At 66.7% G+C, this 14,032-nt stretch carries 16 protein-coding genes; 4 read left to right on the top strand and 12 right to left on the bottom strand.

Annotated elements, in window-relative coordinates; genetic code table 11:
- Positions 1-349: 349 nt before the first annotated feature.
- The 7 genes from AC1D2F_RS21185 to AC1D2F_RS21155 all read right to left on the bottom strand — a co-directional run bounded on the left by AC1D2F_RS21185 (position 350) and on the right by AC1D2F_RS21155 (position 3,464).
- Complete coding sequence (locus AC1D2F_RS21185; protein ID WP_229995614.1) at positions 350-643, bottom strand: DUF503 domain-containing protein; 294 nt, start codon at positions 641-643, stop codon at positions 350-352.
- A gap of 74 nt (positions 644-717) precedes the next feature.
- On the bottom strand, positions 718-1,035 hold the full coding sequence (locus AC1D2F_RS21180) for a putative quinol monooxygenase (protein ID WP_476967648.1): 318 nt from the start codon (positions 1,033-1,035) through the stop codon (positions 718-720).
- Positions 1,036-1,085: 50 nt separating this feature from the next.
- Positions 1,086-1,688, bottom strand: a complete 603-nt coding sequence (locus tag AC1D2F_RS21175; protein WP_476967647.1) for a hypothetical protein — start codon at positions 1,686-1,688, stop codon at positions 1,086-1,088.
- A 14-nt stretch (positions 1,689-1,702) separates the two neighbouring features.
- Positions 1,703-2,263, bottom strand: a complete 561-nt coding sequence (locus AC1D2F_RS21170) for a DUF1990 family protein (protein ID WP_229995612.1) — start codon at positions 2,261-2,263, stop codon at positions 1,703-1,705.
- Positions 2,260-2,670, bottom strand: a complete 411-nt coding sequence (locus tag AC1D2F_RS21165; protein ID WP_476967646.1) for an MmcQ/YjbR family DNA-binding protein — start codon at positions 2,668-2,670, stop codon at positions 2,260-2,262. The genes AC1D2F_RS21170 and AC1D2F_RS21165 overlap by 4 nt, the downstream gene beginning before the upstream one ends.
- 24 nt (positions 2,671-2,694) lie before the next feature.
- Positions 2,695-3,027: an acyl-CoA dehydrogenase family protein gene (locus AC1D2F_RS21160; RefSeq protein WP_356815842.1), complete on the bottom strand. Its 333-nt coding sequence runs from the start codon at positions 3,025-3,027 to the stop codon at positions 2,695-2,697.
- Between the two features lie 11 nt (positions 3,028-3,038).
- Entirely contained in the window at positions 3,039-3,464 is a 426-nt protein-coding gene (locus AC1D2F_RS21155; protein ID WP_229995610.1) for a CoA-binding protein, read from the bottom strand.
- A 304-nt stretch (positions 3,465-3,768) separates the two neighbouring features.
- Between AC1D2F_RS21155 and acs the strand changes: the two genes are divergently transcribed.
- The 4 genes from acs to AC1D2F_RS21135 are packed head-to-tail and all read left to right on the top strand — an operon-like array spanning position 3,769 to position 9,056.
- A complete protein-coding gene (gene acs / locus AC1D2F_RS21150; RefSeq protein WP_476967645.1) occupies positions 3,769-5,973 on the top strand; it encodes an acetate--CoA ligase in 2,205 nt (734 codons plus the stop codon).
- Positions 5,966-7,204 carry a dimethylsulfone monooxygenase SfnG gene (gene sfnG / locus AC1D2F_RS21145; protein ID WP_229995608.1) on the top strand — a complete coding sequence of 413 codons (1,239 nt, stop codon included), beginning with the start codon at positions 5,966-5,968 and terminating at the stop codon, positions 7,202-7,204. Before acs ends, sfnG begins: the two co-directional genes overlap by 8 nt.
- Positions 7,204-8,562 (top strand): O-acetylhomoserine aminocarboxypropyltransferase/cysteine synthase family protein, encoded by a 1,359-nt coding sequence (locus tag AC1D2F_RS21140; protein WP_229995607.1) that lies wholly within the window; start codon positions 7,204-7,206, stop codon positions 8,560-8,562. Before sfnG ends, AC1D2F_RS21140 begins: the two co-directional genes overlap by 1 nt.
- Positions 8,562-9,056: a CoA-binding protein gene (locus AC1D2F_RS21135; protein ID WP_364746140.1), complete on the top strand. Its 495-nt coding sequence runs from the start codon at positions 8,562-8,564 to the stop codon at positions 9,054-9,056. Before AC1D2F_RS21140 ends, AC1D2F_RS21135 begins: the two co-directional genes overlap by 1 nt.
- Before the next feature lie 121 nt (positions 9,057-9,177).
- Here AC1D2F_RS21135 and AC1D2F_RS21130 read toward each other — a convergent pair whose 3' ends face one another.
- From AC1D2F_RS21130 to AC1D2F_RS21110, 5 genes are all read right to left on the bottom strand, one after another.
- Positions 9,178-9,963, bottom strand: coding sequence for a serine/threonine-protein kinase (locus AC1D2F_RS21130; protein ID WP_476967644.1), 786 nt, complete (start codon positions 9,961-9,963; stop codon positions 9,178-9,180).
- Complete coding sequence (locus AC1D2F_RS21125) at positions 9,960-10,508, bottom strand: RNA polymerase sigma factor (protein WP_229995604.1); 549 nt, start codon at positions 10,506-10,508, stop codon at positions 9,960-9,962. Before AC1D2F_RS21125 ends, AC1D2F_RS21130 begins: the two co-directional genes overlap by 4 nt.
- A 132-nt stretch (positions 10,509-10,640) precedes the next feature.
- Positions 10,641-11,126, bottom strand: coding sequence for a hypothetical protein (locus tag AC1D2F_RS21120; protein WP_476967643.1), 486 nt, complete (start codon positions 11,124-11,126; stop codon positions 10,641-10,643).
- Between the two features lie 377 nt (positions 11,127-11,503).
- Positions 11,504-12,514 carry a 1-aminocyclopropane-1-carboxylate deaminase gene (locus AC1D2F_RS21115; RefSeq protein WP_476967642.1) on the bottom strand — a complete coding sequence of 337 codons (1,011 nt, stop codon included), beginning with the start codon at positions 12,512-12,514 and terminating at the stop codon, positions 11,504-11,506.
- A gap of 184 nt (positions 12,515-12,698) precedes the next feature.
- Entirely contained in the window at positions 12,699-13,988 is a 1,290-nt protein-coding gene (locus AC1D2F_RS21110) for an adenylosuccinate synthase (RefSeq protein ID WP_476967641.1), read from the bottom strand.
- Positions 13,989-14,032: the final 44 nt, after the last annotated feature.

Below are 14,032 nucleotides of genomic sequence, written 5' to 3'. Positions count from 1 at the left end.
TCGCCTCGCAAGCTCGGCCAGGGAACCCTGGCGGCGTGGGCCCACCCACCGCAGCCCTCGCCTCGCAAGCTCGGCCAGGGAACCCTGGCGGCGTAGGCCCGTTCCATCGGTTGCTCCGCAACTGCCGTTTTGAACCCTCAAAACGGCAGTTGCGGAGCAACCGTTCGTTAACGCCCGGGCCGCCATCGACGCCGATTCTGTATTTCCGATAGGCCAAGTCGGGTTCGTGGTGCCGCGTTCCCGCATCGTCGATGATCGGCACGTTTAGCTCCGGTTCCGGAAGGCCTGCGGCGAATCCGAGCCCACCCGAATGAACCTCAAAAGGGCGGCTACGGAGCAATCGACGGGGTTAGTCGTCGCTGCGGAGTTCCCGCTGCCGTGCGCTGAGAAGTTCGAGTTCGGGCCGGGCTGCCACGAAGCGTTCGACGGCGGTCAGCACCTCCACGACGTGTCCCCGGTCGGCTGCCACCAGGCCGGCGCCCAACTGCGTGCGCCGGTGCTGTTCGTGGTCCCCGACCTCGGCCACGGAGACATCAAAGCGCCGCTTCAGCTCCGCCAGCAGCGGCCGCACCACGGAGCGCTTCTCCTTGAGGCTGTGAACGTCGCCCAGAAGGATGTCGAATTCGATCCATCCGATCCACATGCCATAAGCCTATCCATTGCTCCCCACCGCCGTTTTGAGGCCTCAAAATGGCGTCTACGGAGCAATCGACGGGGTTAGATGGTGAGTTCGCCCATCCGGTCCCAGCCTTCGCCGTCTAGCTGGCGGCTGATGATCCGGGGAGTTTCGGCCAGGGCCTGGGGCATGTCCGCCATGGCCTGCTTGAAGTGGGCGCTGTTCACGTGGTCTCCGGCGGCGTCGTCCTTGAAGGCCTCAACGAGGACGAATTCATTGGGATCCTCCACGCTGCGGGACCAGTCGAACCATAGGTTCCCTGGCTCCTGGCGGGTGGCCCGGATGAAATCGTCCACGAGTCCCAGCCAGCGCTCGGACCAGTCCGGCTTGACCTTGAATTTGACGACGATGAAGATCACGAGCTGTTGCCTTTCATTCGAAATTCCGGAGGTTCCATTCTTGCAGGCGGTCAGCAGGCCTTGATGGCCTCGCGGGCAAGTTCCTGCTGCCGCGGGGTGCCGATCCGGTCGGCCCACTGCTCGGCGAGCTGGAACTCCACCATTGCCTCGGTGCAGCGGCCGGCGTCGTGCAGCGTCCAGCCGAGGTTGTTGTGCAGCGAGACCACCCACCGCTTGGTCCGCTCGTCGTGGACCGTCGAGGCATACTCCAGGGCGCTCCGGGTCCAGGTCTCGGCGTGCGCGGAGTCGGCAATGGCGAGCATGTGCAGCGCGTCCACGGCCAGGAATTCCTCGCCCAGGTGGTCCGCCAGTTCTGCCGCCTGCTCAAAGAGCGGCACGGCCATCGCCCCGTGGCCGCTGGAATTGAGCACCCGGCCGCGTTCCAGCAGCACCCGGACGGCCACGGTGGGCTCGTCGGCATCGATCGAATCCAGCAGCGCGTCGGCTTCCTCGTAGCGGCCCTGCAGCCCGATGGCCCGGCCCAGCTGGGCGGTGAGTTCGGCGCGTTCGTCGGCGTCATAGCTGTCATCTGCGGCGGCCGCCCGGAAACGGGCTTCCGATCCGGCGGGGTCGTCGAAGTTCCACAATTGGTCAAGGGTTGTCTGTTCCAGCATCCACCTGCTCCTGCTCAGCTTTCACCTGCGGCCAGTTCGTGTGCACTCCCAATGTATCGGGAAGTGACATGCCGTTGTGCACGTCCCGCGAGGGCGCTGCCGGCCGCGTAGAACCAGTTGGACGGCCTGCTGAAGGCCGTGATTTTGAGGAACACCCGCCCCGCGGCGTCGATCTCCACTTCGAAGGCTTCCTCGCCCCGCACGGGATGACCCGGCAGCGTGCCGTACCCGAACCCGGCACGTTGGGGCCCGTCGCCGGGCACCGGCCGGCGCACCCACACCACCTCGCAGGGCGCGTTGATCCGGAAGGGCCCGACGCCGAATCCGCTCACCACGCGCGCACCGGGCACGACGGCGTCGGAGTCGGTGCGGATCCGCAGCCCGGAGCGTTTCTGCAGCTGCCAGGAAAGAATCCCCTGCGCCACCCTCCGGTACAGTGCCAGGCCATCGCCCAGGTAGGTCTGGGACACCAGGCAGGGAAAGCCTTCCGGAGCCTGCCCGTGCTCGGTGGAGCCAATGCCCGGATAGTTCAGCCCGGCCCCCGCGATGCCGCCGGCGTCAGGGCCGCCGCTCATGTGCCTTGGCCCCGGGCGAGCCCTGCCCAGCCCAGCTGCTCCCGCTGTTTTCGGCTGAGCGATGCGACCACCAGGTCATAGGAATCCTCCACCATGTCCCGGATCATGTCGTCCGGCAGCGATCCGTCCAGCCGGACCCCGTTCCAGTGCGTCTTGTTCATATGCCAGGCGCCGGTGATTTCCGGATGGATGGCCCGCAGCTGTTCGGCCAGGGCCGGCTCGCATTTGAGGCTCACGGACCAGTCCGCCGGGTCCATGGCGGATAACGCGAACATCTTGGCGTCCTGCCGCGCGCCACCCGCCACGGCAGAGCGCACTTTGAACACGGATGTCTCCGGGCCGAACGGAAAGTCCTCAAAGGCGCCCGGGAAGCTCAGGCAGATCTCGCGGAGGGTGGCAACGTCCATGACACGAGCCTATCCGGCTGCGGTCTACCCGGCAGTGCGGGCATCGCCGATGCTGTGCAGCCCTTCGGGAGTGGTGCCGTTGACTTCGTAATCGCCCACGGTGCGGGCCTTGAACACGGCCGGGTTGTGGGTGGCCACGGTCCGGGCGTTGCGCCAGTGCCGGTCCAGCGACTTGGACTTCGACGTGGCGGATGCCCCGGTCACGTCGAAGAGCTGCTGGGCCGCGGACTGGACGAGCTCGGGCACCAGCAGCTGGGCCTTTTCCACCGCGATCTCGCCGCGGATGTAGCGCTGCTCCGGCGTGAGTTCCAGGTCCTGATCCGCACCGGCGTCGAGCTCCCGGGCCGCGGCCAGCACCACCGACTCCGCTAGAGGCCCACGCGCCACCCTTCGCGGGCGGGGCACTCGTTCACGACGACGTCCAGCCCGGCGGCCTTGGCACGCTCCGCAGCGGCGTCGTCGAAGACGCCCAGTTGCAGCCAGACGGCCTTGGCGCCTACGGCAATGGCCTCGTCTATGACGGCCCCCACCTTGTGGGAGTTGACGAAGCAGTCCACGACGTCGATCGGGTGTTTCGCCGCGGGAATCTCCGTCAGGGAGCGGTACCCCTTCTCGCCATGGACGTCGTCTCCGGGCAAGTTGACCGGAATGATTTCCATACCCATCCGGTCACGGATATACAGGGAGACGTCGTACGCCGAGCGCCATTCGTTGGTGGTCAGGCCGACCACCGCCCACGTGCCTTTGGTTCGCATGAGGCGGTCAATGACTGCCGGATCGTTAACGTGGGCCATGCATTAACCTTACTCCTGCGACTTTTTTGGACAATCGTCGAATAAATGAACGATTTCGCGCCGCCGGGCGCCGCCGTGAACGAATATTACAACGCGTGAGACGCGGATTTTGTGGAATCGTGCATCTCGGTTCTAGTAGGTAGTGACCATCCCGAGCGGCCGAGAGACCTGGATCGATGAAGCCGCAGCAACCCCGGTGCCGTGAGACGACCATTCCCACGGAACTGTTCCGCTCACTTTCGATTGAATTCGAGGGAACCAGAGGAACCAAGGGTGCTACTGCCAGGACCGATGGAGTGCTGCCATGACCCCTGAGAATTCTTCCGCCCTGCCCACCTTTGCCCGGACTGCGTCCGAGGCAACCCCACAAACCACTTCGGACGCGACGGCGAACGAAGCAGGGCTGCGTGACGCGCCCGGTTCCTCTCGCGGCTCGTCGGGATGGTCCCTGACCGAGCCCACGGACGGCGCAGTGCACGGCGCCCCCACCGACGGACCGGCGCGTCACCGCAGCACCACCCCCAGGCACCACACCGCCGCGACGGCAGTGGCCGACACGGTTTCCTTCTGGGAAGAACAGGCCCTGCGCCTCGACTGGGCGGCACCGGCCGACGGTGCCCTCAGTAACGACATCGGCGGCAAGCCCTGGCACACCGCGCACCGCCGCATCCCGGCCGACGTCGAGGCCGGCACCGGCCCGCAGATCACCTGGTTCGAGGGCGGCAGGCTCAATGTCGCCTACAACTGCGTCGACCGCCATGTAGCGGCTGGGCGGGGAGACAAGGTGGCCCTGCACTTCGAGGGCGAGCCCGGTGACCGCCGTGCCGTCACCTACGCCGGCCTCCAGCGCGAGGTGTCCAAGGCCGCCAATGCCCTCCTGGACCTCGGCATCACCAAGGGCGACCGCGTGGTCATCTACCTCCCGGTCATCCCCGAAACCGTGATCATCACCCTCGCCGTGGCCCGCATCGGCGCCATCCACTCCCTGGTCTTCGGCGGCTTCTCCGCCGAGGCCTTGAAGTTCCGTGTGGAGGACACCGGCGCCAAACTCCTGGTCACCACCGACGGACAGTTCCGCCGCGGCGCCGCGGTGCCGGTCAAGGACAACGCGGATGCCGCCGTCTCCGGCGACAACGCCATCGAGCACGTCCTGGTGGTCAACAGGACCACTCCGGCGGACGAACTCGGGACCGTCCCGATGACCGCGGGCCGCGATGTGTGGTGGCACGACGCCGTCGGGACAGCTTCCGACGTCCACGTAGCCGAACCGTTCGACGCCGAGACGCCGCTGTTCATCATGTACACCTCCGGCACTACCGGGAAGCCCAAGGGCCTGGTCCACACCTCCGGTGGCTACCTCGCGCAGGCGTCGTGGAGCTTCGAGCACCTGTTCAGCAACCCGGACCCCGCGCTGCGGGAGAAGGACGTGCACTGGTGCACGGCCGACCTCGCCTGGGTCACCGCGCACACCTACGAGCTCTACGGCCCGCTCTCCAACGGCGCCACGCAGGTCATTTTCGAGGGAACACCCAACACCCCGCACCCAGGCCGGCACTTTGAGATCATCGAACGCTACGGCGTCACGCAGTACTACACCGCGCCCACCCTGGTGCGCTCCCTGATGGGCTGGTTCCCGGACGGCGTCCCCGACGCGTACGATCTCTCCTCCATCCGTCTCCTCGGCACGGTGGGCGAGGCCATCAACCCCGAGGCCTGGCGCTGGTTCCGGGCCAACATCGGCGCCGGCACCGCCCCGGTGGTGGACACCTGGTGGCAGTCCGAAACCGGCGCCACCATCCTCTCCCCCGCACCGACGGACACCGCGTTCAAGCCCGGCTGCGCGGCCCGTCCGCTGCCCGGGGTCAGCACGCGCATCGTGGACGACGCCGGCAATGCGGTTCCGCCGGGCGTCCAGGGTTTCATCGTGGTGGACTCCCCCGGCCCCGCGATCGCGCGGACAGTCTGGGGGAACCCGCGCCGCTACTTCGATTCGTACTGGCGTCAATACGCCGAACAGGGCTGGTTCCTCGCCGGTGATGGCGCCAAGTATGACGACGACGGAGACATCTGGATCCTCGGGCGGGTAGATGACACCCTCAACGTCTCAGGGCACCTGCTCTCCACGATCGAGATCGAGTCGGCGCTCGTCTCCCACCCGGACGTGGTGGAAGCGGGCGTCTGCCCGGTCGCGGACCCAAAGACCGGGCATGCCATCGTGGCGTTTGTCGTGCTGAAGGATTCGGCGGCTACCGAGGACATCGCGTCCGAATTGAAGGCGCACGTCGCTAAGCAGATCGGGCCGATCGCCAAGCCGCGCGACGTCGTCGTCGTTCCCGATGTGCCCAAGACCCGCAGCGGCAAGATCATGCGCCGGCTGCTGACCCAGCTGTTCGAAGGAACCGCGCTCGGGGACACCACGTCGCTCCAGAACGAACCATCCATCGCGGGCATCCAGGATGTGCTGCGCGAACGCAACAACACCCCAGAAGTAAGGAACACCCATGACTGACATCAGCAGCGTCGCCCGTCTTTCCGAACCGCTCAAGTTCGCCTACTGGGTTCCCAACGTTTCCGGCGGCCTGGTGGTTTCCACCATCGAACAGCGCACCGGCTGGGACTTCGAGTACAACAAGAAGCTGGCCAGGATCGCGGAAAACTCCGGCTTCGAATACGCCCTCACCCAAACCCGGTACGCCGCCTCCTACGGCGCGGACAAGCAGCACGAGGCCACCTCGTTCAGCCTGGCGCTGCTGGCCGCCACCGAGCGCCTCAAGGTGATCTCCGCCGTCCATCCGGGCATGTGGCACCCCGGCGTGCTGGCGAAGTACATCATCACCGCGGACCACATCTCCAACGGCCGCGCCGCAGTGAACATCGTCTCCGGCTGGCTCAAGGACGAATTCACCAACTTTGGGCTCGAATGGCTCGAGCACGACGAGCGCTATGTCCGCACCGAGGAATTCATCAAGGTCCTCCGCGGGCTGTGGACCGAGCAGGAATACAGCCAGTCCGGCAAGTACTACAACATCACCGATTTCACCCTGAACCCGGCCCCGGTGGACGTGCCGGGCCGGGCACACCCGGAGATCTTCTTTGGCGGCAACTCCACAGCCGCGCAGGCCACTGCCGGCCGCGTGGCCGACTGGTACTTCTCCAACGGCAAGGACCTCGAAGGGTTCAAGGAGAACATCGCCGGCGTCGTGGCCTCCGCAGGAGAAGTCGGGCGTGCTGCCGGGCGCGGGAGCGGCGCCGGGCTGCCCTCCCGGAGCTCCTCCCACCTCCCCGCCCTCCCCTCTCCTAGGTTTGGCCTCAACGGCTTCGTCATTGCCCGTGATTCCGAGAAGGAAGCCCGCGACACCCTCCGCGAGATCGTCGAGAAGGCGCACAAGCCCGCCGTCGAAGGGTTCCGCGCCGCCGTGCAGGAAGCCGGAGCGTCCACCACGGATGGCAAGGGCATGTGGGCCGACTCCAGCTTCGAGGATCTGGTCCAGTACAACGACGGCTTCAAGACGCAGCTGATTGGCACACCGGAGCAGATCGCCGAGCGGATCGTGGAGTACAAGAAGATCGGCGTGAACCTGTTCCTCACCGGCTACCTGCATTTCCAGGAGGAAGTCGCCGTGTTCGGTCAGGACGTCCTGCCGATCGTGCGCGAACTCGAGGCGGACCTGGCACGCAAGAACGGCATCGAGCTGGACCTGTCCCAGACCCCGGTGGCAAACGTTGAGGTAGCTGCGTAATGGCTGAGCGCAAGTTCGGTTTCCGCACCCGCGCGCTGCACGCCGGCGGCACCCCCGACGCCGAGCACGGCGCCCGTGCCGTGCCGATCTACCAGACCACCTCCTTCGTGTTCAAGGACACGCAGGAGGCCGCGAGCCTCTTCGCGCTGCAGAAATACGGCAACATCTACTCCCGGATCGGCAACCCCACCGTGGCCGCGTTCGAGGAGCGCATCGCCTCCCTGGAGGGCGGCATCGGCGCCGTGGCCACGTCTTCGGGCATGGCGGCGGAGTTCATCACTTTCGCCGCGCTCACCCAGGCCGGGGACCACATCGTCGCCGCCTCCCAGCTCTACGGCGGTACGGTGACCCAGCTGGACGTCACGCTGCGCCGCTTCGGCGTGGACACAACGTTCGTCCCCGGCACCGACCCGGCGGACTACGCCGCCGCAGTCCGGGAAAACACCAAGGCGATCTTCGTCGAGGTGGTGGCCAACCCGTCCTCGGAGGTCCAGGACCTTGCGGCCCTCGCGAAGGTGGCGCACGACGCCGGCGTCCCGCTCGTCGTCGACGCCACCTTGAGCACGCCGTACCTCGTGCGGCCGATCGAGCACGGCGCGGACATCGTGATCCACTCCGCCACGAAGTTCCTCGGCGGCCACGGCACCACCCTGGGCGGCGTGATCGTCGAAAGCGGCCGCTTCGATTGGGGCAACGGCAACTTCCCCACGATGACGGAGCCGGTGGCCTCCTACGGAAATGTGTCCTGGTGGGGCAACTTCGGCGAGTACGGCTTCCTGACAAAGCTGCGTTGCGAACAGTTGCGCGACATCGGCCCGGCACTGTCCCCGCAGTCGGCCTTCCAGCTCCTGCAGGGCGTCGAAACGCTCCCCCAGCGCCTCGACGAGCACCTGAAGAACGCGCAGGCCGTGGCTGAATGGCTCGAGGCGGACGAGCGCGTGGCCTACGTGAACTTCTCCGGCCTGCCTTCGCACCCGCACTTCGAGCGGGCCAAGAAGTACCTGCCGCTGGGTCCTGGCTCGGTCTTCTCCTTCGGCGTCAAGGGCGGCCGTGCCGCGGGCCAGAAGTTCATCGAGTCCCTGCAGTTGGCCTCGCACCTGGCCAATGTGGGCGACTCCCGGACCCTGGTCATCCACCCCGGGTCCACCACCCACCAGCAGCTCAACCCCGAACAGCTCGAATCCGCCGGCGTCCCCGAGGACCTGGTCCGCATCTCGATCGGGTTGGAAGACATCGACGACATCCTCTGGGACCTTGATCAGGCCCTGGACGCGGCGTCCCGGGAGGCAGCCTCGGATGCATCCGCCCGCGGCTTGGACACAGCAGAGGCTGAAGCCTGCACGATCGGAGCGAACTGATGACTGTTGAAGAACGGACCTGGACCGGGCCCTCGGCGCCGGAGCGCCTGAACCTGCTGCGGCAGGCGAAGTCGATCGCGATCGTGGGCGCTTCGGACAAGCCGTCGCGCGCGAGCTATTTCGTGGCCACCTACCTGCAGTCCTCCACCCGGTACAAGGTCTACTTCGTGAACCCGGTGGTGAAGGAAATCCTGGGTCAGCCGACGTACGCGTCGCTGGCGGATCTGCCGGAAAGCCCGGACATTGTGGACGTGTTCCGCAAGCACGGTGACCTGCCGGGCGTCCTGGACGAGGCCATCGCCGCCGGCGCCAAGACCCTCTGGCTGCAACTGGGCTCCTGGCATGAGGACGTGGCCAAAGAGGCCGAAGCCGCCGGGCTCGACGTCGTGATGGACCGCTGCGTGAAGATTGAGCATGCCCGGTTCCACGGCGGCCTGCACCTGGCCGGCTTCGACACCGGCGTCATCTCCTCCAAGCGGCAGGTCCTGGCCTAAAAGCGGCAGGCCCAACAGCACCCGTCACCCGCCAACCCACCTGTTGCGCTATCACTTAGGGTCGTTCCCAGCGCGGCAAAGAACAGCCCTAAGTGATAGCGCAACTGGGTTAGAAGGCGGTCTAGGGCTGGCCGGGGGGCGTGGGAAGCAAACCGGGAAAGGTCGGCGCCGGCACCGGATCCGAGGGAAGACCCCGGTCCGCGCCCCGGCCCGGGAGCTCGGGCCTTCCCGGCGCGACCGGACGATTTGGCGGCGTCGGCAGGATACCGTCACGCCCGACGGCGGGCGGCGTGGTGCGCGGCTTGCGTCCGGCCTTCTTGTCCGAGTCCTCGTCGCCGTCCGATCCCGCGCCAGTGGGTGCAGTGCTGGATGGGGCAGCCCCGGGAGTTCCTGCCGGCGACGTCGCGGCAGGTGCAGGGAAGACCGGGACCGAGGACGGCGACGGCTGGACATGCTCGGGGGCCGGAGTGCCGTGCCCCGGGGACTGGAAGATGACGCCGACGCTCTGGCTGACACTGTGCCGGAAGTCCTCGCTGGATGCCGCCACGGCGCCGGCACCAAGGGTCATGGCACCCACGACGGCGCCACCGACGATTGCCAGCCGACGCTTCCGGYCGCGGCGCTCGGCGAGGCTAGTGACCCCGGTCGGCAGCGATTCATCGGCGGCATCCTTGGCGGACGCGACCGCGGGCAGCGCCGTCGTCGCGGCTGAGACAGGGGCGGCTGAACGGGCTACTCCGGCGGCAAGCAGTGCCGCGAGATCGGCGCGGGGCGCCGGAGCCGCATCCGGGATCACGGCGCGGAGCTGTTCGAGCGCGCTCCGGAGCTCGGCCGCGGCTTCGAGGCCGGAGTCGCTCAGCATGGTCTGGATGCTGCCATCCTGCTGGGGGTCGCGGGTGCCGGTCATGATGCTGCGTGGTCCTTTTCGGTTACGAGTTCGCGCAGGGCACTGAGCCCGCGGCGCTGAAGCTGTTTGATGGCACCCGGCGTCTTGTCCATGATGCCGGCCACCTGTTCGATGGAAAGGTCTGCGACGATCCGCAGGACCAGAACTTCCCGTTGCTCCTCATTGAGCCTCGCGAGAGTGTCCGAGATACCGCCCAGGGATCCGAGCACCTCGTCCTCGGCTGATGCCGAGTACCGCGCGTCGGTCAGGGGGTCGTACTCGGCTAGGTGCGGCGTGCGTTCTGCCCGCCGCCTGTAGTCGACCAGCCGGGCGTGGGCGACGGAGAAAATGAACGTCCGCAGGCCCTTGTGGCCGCCGCTGACGCCGGCCAGTTTCGGCAGGACGTCCACGAACACGTCTTGGGTCAGGGCCTCGGCGTCGTCCACGCCCCGGGCCCGGAAGTAGCCCAGCACGGCAGGGGAAATGACAGCGTACACCGCGCTGAAACCTGATGGGTCACCAGCTAAAGCGGCTGACAATTCGTCGTCGCTTAGCTGCTGTGCCAAGAAGCTGTCCTTCCGTTACTGCTGGGGTGCGGCCCCCCCGTAAGTCTAGCGGCCGCACCCCGGAGCCCTTCAAAATGAGGGCTCCCTCCTTGCTTTCAGACCCGTGACGGGTCCAGGCTAAACAGCCGGATATTACTTGTCGTGCTGGGGCAGCTCGACGGACGGCTGGGCCGGAACGGCCTGGGTGGCCGGGGTGGCCGGGACGCCATTGGCGCCGGGAACCGCGGGGATAGCCCGGGTCGCCGGAACTGCGGCGTTGACGTTGGCGTTGGCGCGTGCCTCACCGGCAGCACCCTTGACGCTGGCGTCGCCCTTAACGGTGGCGCCCTTCTTTGAATCAACGGAGCCTTCGACGGCACCCTCGGTGCCGTCCACATCGGCGTCGCCCTTCGCCTTGCCGTCAGTGGACGGCGCGGCCGGAACTGCGGGGACGGCCGGCGTTGCCGGGAGCGTAGGTGTGGCCGGGACAGCTGGAGTGGCGGGCGTAGCGTGGTTCACTTCAGTCTGCTCGGTGCTGGACATCTGGGCCGCATTGGCCAGTCCGATGCCGGAGAAACCTCCGACTGCCAGGATGGCGGCGCCGACAACAATCTTGGTGGTCTTGCTAACACTCTTCATTACAGACGTACATCCTTTGTTTTTTTGGTGGAAGGCGGGCTGAGGCCTCTTGGGGGGCAGTCGACAGCCCACTCTCGCCAGAAAAGGCTGGCCGGCGCCCATGGGGGCAGGCGCCGGCAAGCGCTTACGGTAAAGAGCCGACCGGAGACCAGATGGGGGGAAGGCGCCGGTCGGCACTTACGGTGGAAGGCCAGCCGGTGCCTGGTGGGGGGTCCAAGGCTCCGGCGGCGCTTACAAAGAGGTAATCGCTGGGCGGGCCCGAAAGGTTACGCACCAATCAGAAATTTCTTGATTTCTTTTTTGGGCCGGTGTTGCCGGGGCTTAACGACGGCGGCGGCGGGTCCCCGTCAGGGAACCCGCCGCCGCCGTGCGCCGCGTCAGGACCGGAAGAGTCCGCTGTAGGCATTGAGGGCGATCTGGCCACCCAGGTGTGCGTAAAGAACGTTGCTCCCGGCCGGAATCTCCCGGCTTGTCACGAGGTCGATCAGCCCGGCCAGGGACTTGCCCTCGTAGACGGGGTCGGTGATCATGGCCTCGAGCGAGGCGCCCAGACGGATGGCTTCCAGGGTGGAGTCGACGGGAATTCCATAGCGGTCCCCGGCCCAGCCCCCCATGACGTTGATTTCGTCGTCACGGAGTTCCCGGCCCAGGCCGATCAGCTCGGCGGTGTTCCGGGCAATCCGTTCAACCTGGTCGCGGGTCTTCGTCAGGGTCGCCGAAGCATCGATGCCGATCACGCGGCGTGGTTTGTCCTGGCCGGCAAAACCCGCGATCATGCCGGCATGGGTGGAGCCCGTGACGGTGCAGACGATGATCGTGTCGAAGAAGATGCCGAGCTCGCGCTCCTGCTCCTCCACCTCGTAGGCCCAGTTGGCAAAGCCCAGCCCGCCCAGCCTGTGGTCGGACGCGCCGGCCGGGATCGCGTACGGCTTGCCGCCAGCAGCCTTGACCTCCTCGATCGCGTTCTCCCAACTGCTGCGGATACCGATGTCAAAGCCCGCACTCTCCAGCCGGACATCGGCGCCCATGATGCGCGAGAGCAGGATGTTGCCCACGCGGTCGGACAGCGGATCCGGCCAGTCGACCCAGTTTTCCTGTACCAGGCGGGCCTTGAGGCCGAGCTTCGCGGCCACCGCCGCGACCTGGCGGGTGTGGTTGGACTGGTAGCCGCCAATTGAGACCAGGGTGTCCGCGCCCTGCGCCAGGGCATCCGGGACAAAGTACTCCAGCTTGCGGGTCTTGTTGCCGCCGAACGCGAGGCCGCTGTTGACGTCCTCCCGCTTCGCCCAGATCGTGGCCCCGCCCAAGTGCGCGCTGAGCCGCGGCAGCGGGTGGACGGGACTCGGTCCAAACATCAGGGGGTAGCGCTCAAAATCGGTGATGGCCATCGTCGGTCCTTCGCTCGCGGTGGGAAACGGCTGGGTGAACAACAAATATGCAATACATTGCATTGTCGGATACCAGCTCCGGGAGGCATAGCGCTGCCGGACAAGGCGACTTAACTGCGACGGCGGGCCGCCCTTTCCAGGGTGGCCCGCCGCCGTCGTTCGCCAGTTAGAGCGTCAGCCGGTGCTAGTCGTTAATGAGATCGTTGACCACGATCGTCTGGTCGCGGTCCGGGCCGACGCCGATCGCGGAGAACCGCGTGCCGGAGAGCTTTTCCAGGGCAAGGACGTAGTTCCGGGCGTTTTCCGGCAGGTCCTCCAGGGTGCGGGCGCCCGTGATGTCCTCGGTCCAGCCTTCGAAGTATTCGAAGATCGGCTTGGCGTGGTGGAACTCAGTCTGGGTCATGGGCATTTCGTCGTGCCGCACGCCGTCGACGTCGTACGCCACGCAGACCGGGATCTGCTCGATGCCCGTCAGGACGTCCAGCTTGGTGACGAAGTAGTCCGTGAAGCCGTTGACGCGGGAGGCGTGGCGCGCCAGCACGGCGTCGTACCAACCGCAGCGGCGGGGACGGCCGGTGTTGACGCCGAACTCGCCGCCGGTCTTCTGCAGGTACATGCCCATCTCATCGAACAGTTCCGTGGGGAACGGACCTGCGCCCACGCGGGTGGTGTAAGCCTTGATGATGCCGATGGAACGCGAGATCCGCGTGGGGCCGATGCCCGAGCCCACGGAGGCGCCGCCCGCGGTGGGGTTCGAGGACGTCACGAAGGGGTACGTGCCGTGGTCAACGTCCAGGAACGTGGCCTGGCCGCCCTCCATGAGGACCACCTTGCCCTCGTCCAGGGCGGTGTTCAGGACGTAGGTGCTGTCGATGACCAGCGGGCGCAGACGCTCGGCGAAGGACAGGAAGTACTCCACGATCTCGTCCACCTCGATGTCGCGGCGGTTGTAGACCTTGACCAGGAGTTCGTTCTTCTGGCGCAGCGAGCCCTCCACCTTCTGGCGCAGGATCGAGGCGTCAAAGACGTCCTGGACGCGGATGCCGAGGCGGGCCACCTTGTCCATGTAGGCGGGGCCGATGCCGCGGCCGGTGGTGCCGATGGCGCGGCCGCCGAGGAAACGCTCGGTGACCTTGTCCAGGACCTGGTGATAGGGCGCCACGAGGTGCGCGTTGGCGGAGACACGCAGTTTGGAGGTGTCCGCGCCGCGGGCCTCCAGTCCGTCGATCTCCTGGAACAGGGCTTCCAGGTTCACCACACAGCCGTTGCCGATGATCGGAATCGCGTTCGGGCTCAGGATGCCGGCCGGAAGGAGCTTGAGCTCATACTTCTCACCGCCCACGACGACGGTGTGCCCGGCGTTGTTACCGCCGTTGGGCTTGACGACATAGTCGACGCGGCCGCCAAGCAGGTCAGTGGCCTTACCTTTGCCTTCGTCGCCCCATTGGGCTCCGACGATCACGATTGCTGGCATGGGATCCTCCCCCATTCGTTCGGGCCGAACTCCGTGTGATCCAC

Source organism: Arthrobacter sp. P1_B3 (genome assembly GCF_056406615.1).
This window is presented reverse-complemented; position numbering and strand designations above follow the sequence as displayed.

Coding starts and splice junctions, on each gene's coding strand:
- AC1D2F_RS21185 (WP_229995614.1), bottom strand. CDS start 643: ATGTGGATCGGATGGATCGAATTCGACATCCTTCTGGGCGACGTTCAC.
- AC1D2F_RS21175 (WP_476967647.1), bottom strand. CDS start 1,688: ATGCTGGAACAGACAACCCTTGACCAATTGTGGAACTTCGACGACCCC.
- AC1D2F_RS21170 (WP_229995612.1), bottom strand. CDS start 2,263: ATGAGCGGCGGCCCTGACGCCGGCGGCATCGCGGGGGCCGGGCTGAAC.
- AC1D2F_RS21165 (WP_476967646.1), bottom strand. CDS start 2,670: ATGGACGTTGCCACCCTCCGCGAGATCTGCCTGAGCTTCCCGGGCGCC.
- AC1D2F_RS21155 (WP_229995610.1), bottom strand. CDS start 3,464: ATGGCCCACGTTAACGATCCGGCAGTCATTGACCGCCTCATGCGAACC.
- acs (WP_476967645.1), top strand. CDS start 3,769: ATGACCCCTGAGAATTCTTCCGCCCTGCCCACCTTTGCCCGGACTGCG.
- sfnG (WP_229995608.1), top strand. CDS start 5,966: ATGACTGACATCAGCAGCGTCGCCCGTCTTTCCGAACCGCTCAAGTTC.
- AC1D2F_RS21140 (WP_229995607.1), top strand. CDS start 7,204: ATGGCTGAGCGCAAGTTCGGTTTCCGCACCCGCGCGCTGCACGCCGGC.
- AC1D2F_RS21135 (WP_364746140.1), top strand. CDS start 8,562: ATGACTGTTGAAGAACGGACCTGGACCGGGCCCTCGGCGCCGGAGCGC.
- AC1D2F_RS21120 (WP_476967643.1), bottom strand. CDS start 11,126: ATGAAGAGTGTTAGCAAGACCACCAAGATTGTTGTCGGCGCCGCCATC.
- AC1D2F_RS21115 (WP_476967642.1), bottom strand. CDS start 12,514: ATGGCCATCACCGATTTTGAGCGCTACCCCCTGATGTTTGGACCGAGT.
- AC1D2F_RS21110 (WP_476967641.1), bottom strand. CDS start 13,988: ATGCCAGCAATCGTGATCGTCGGAGCCCAATGGGGCGACGAAGGCAAA.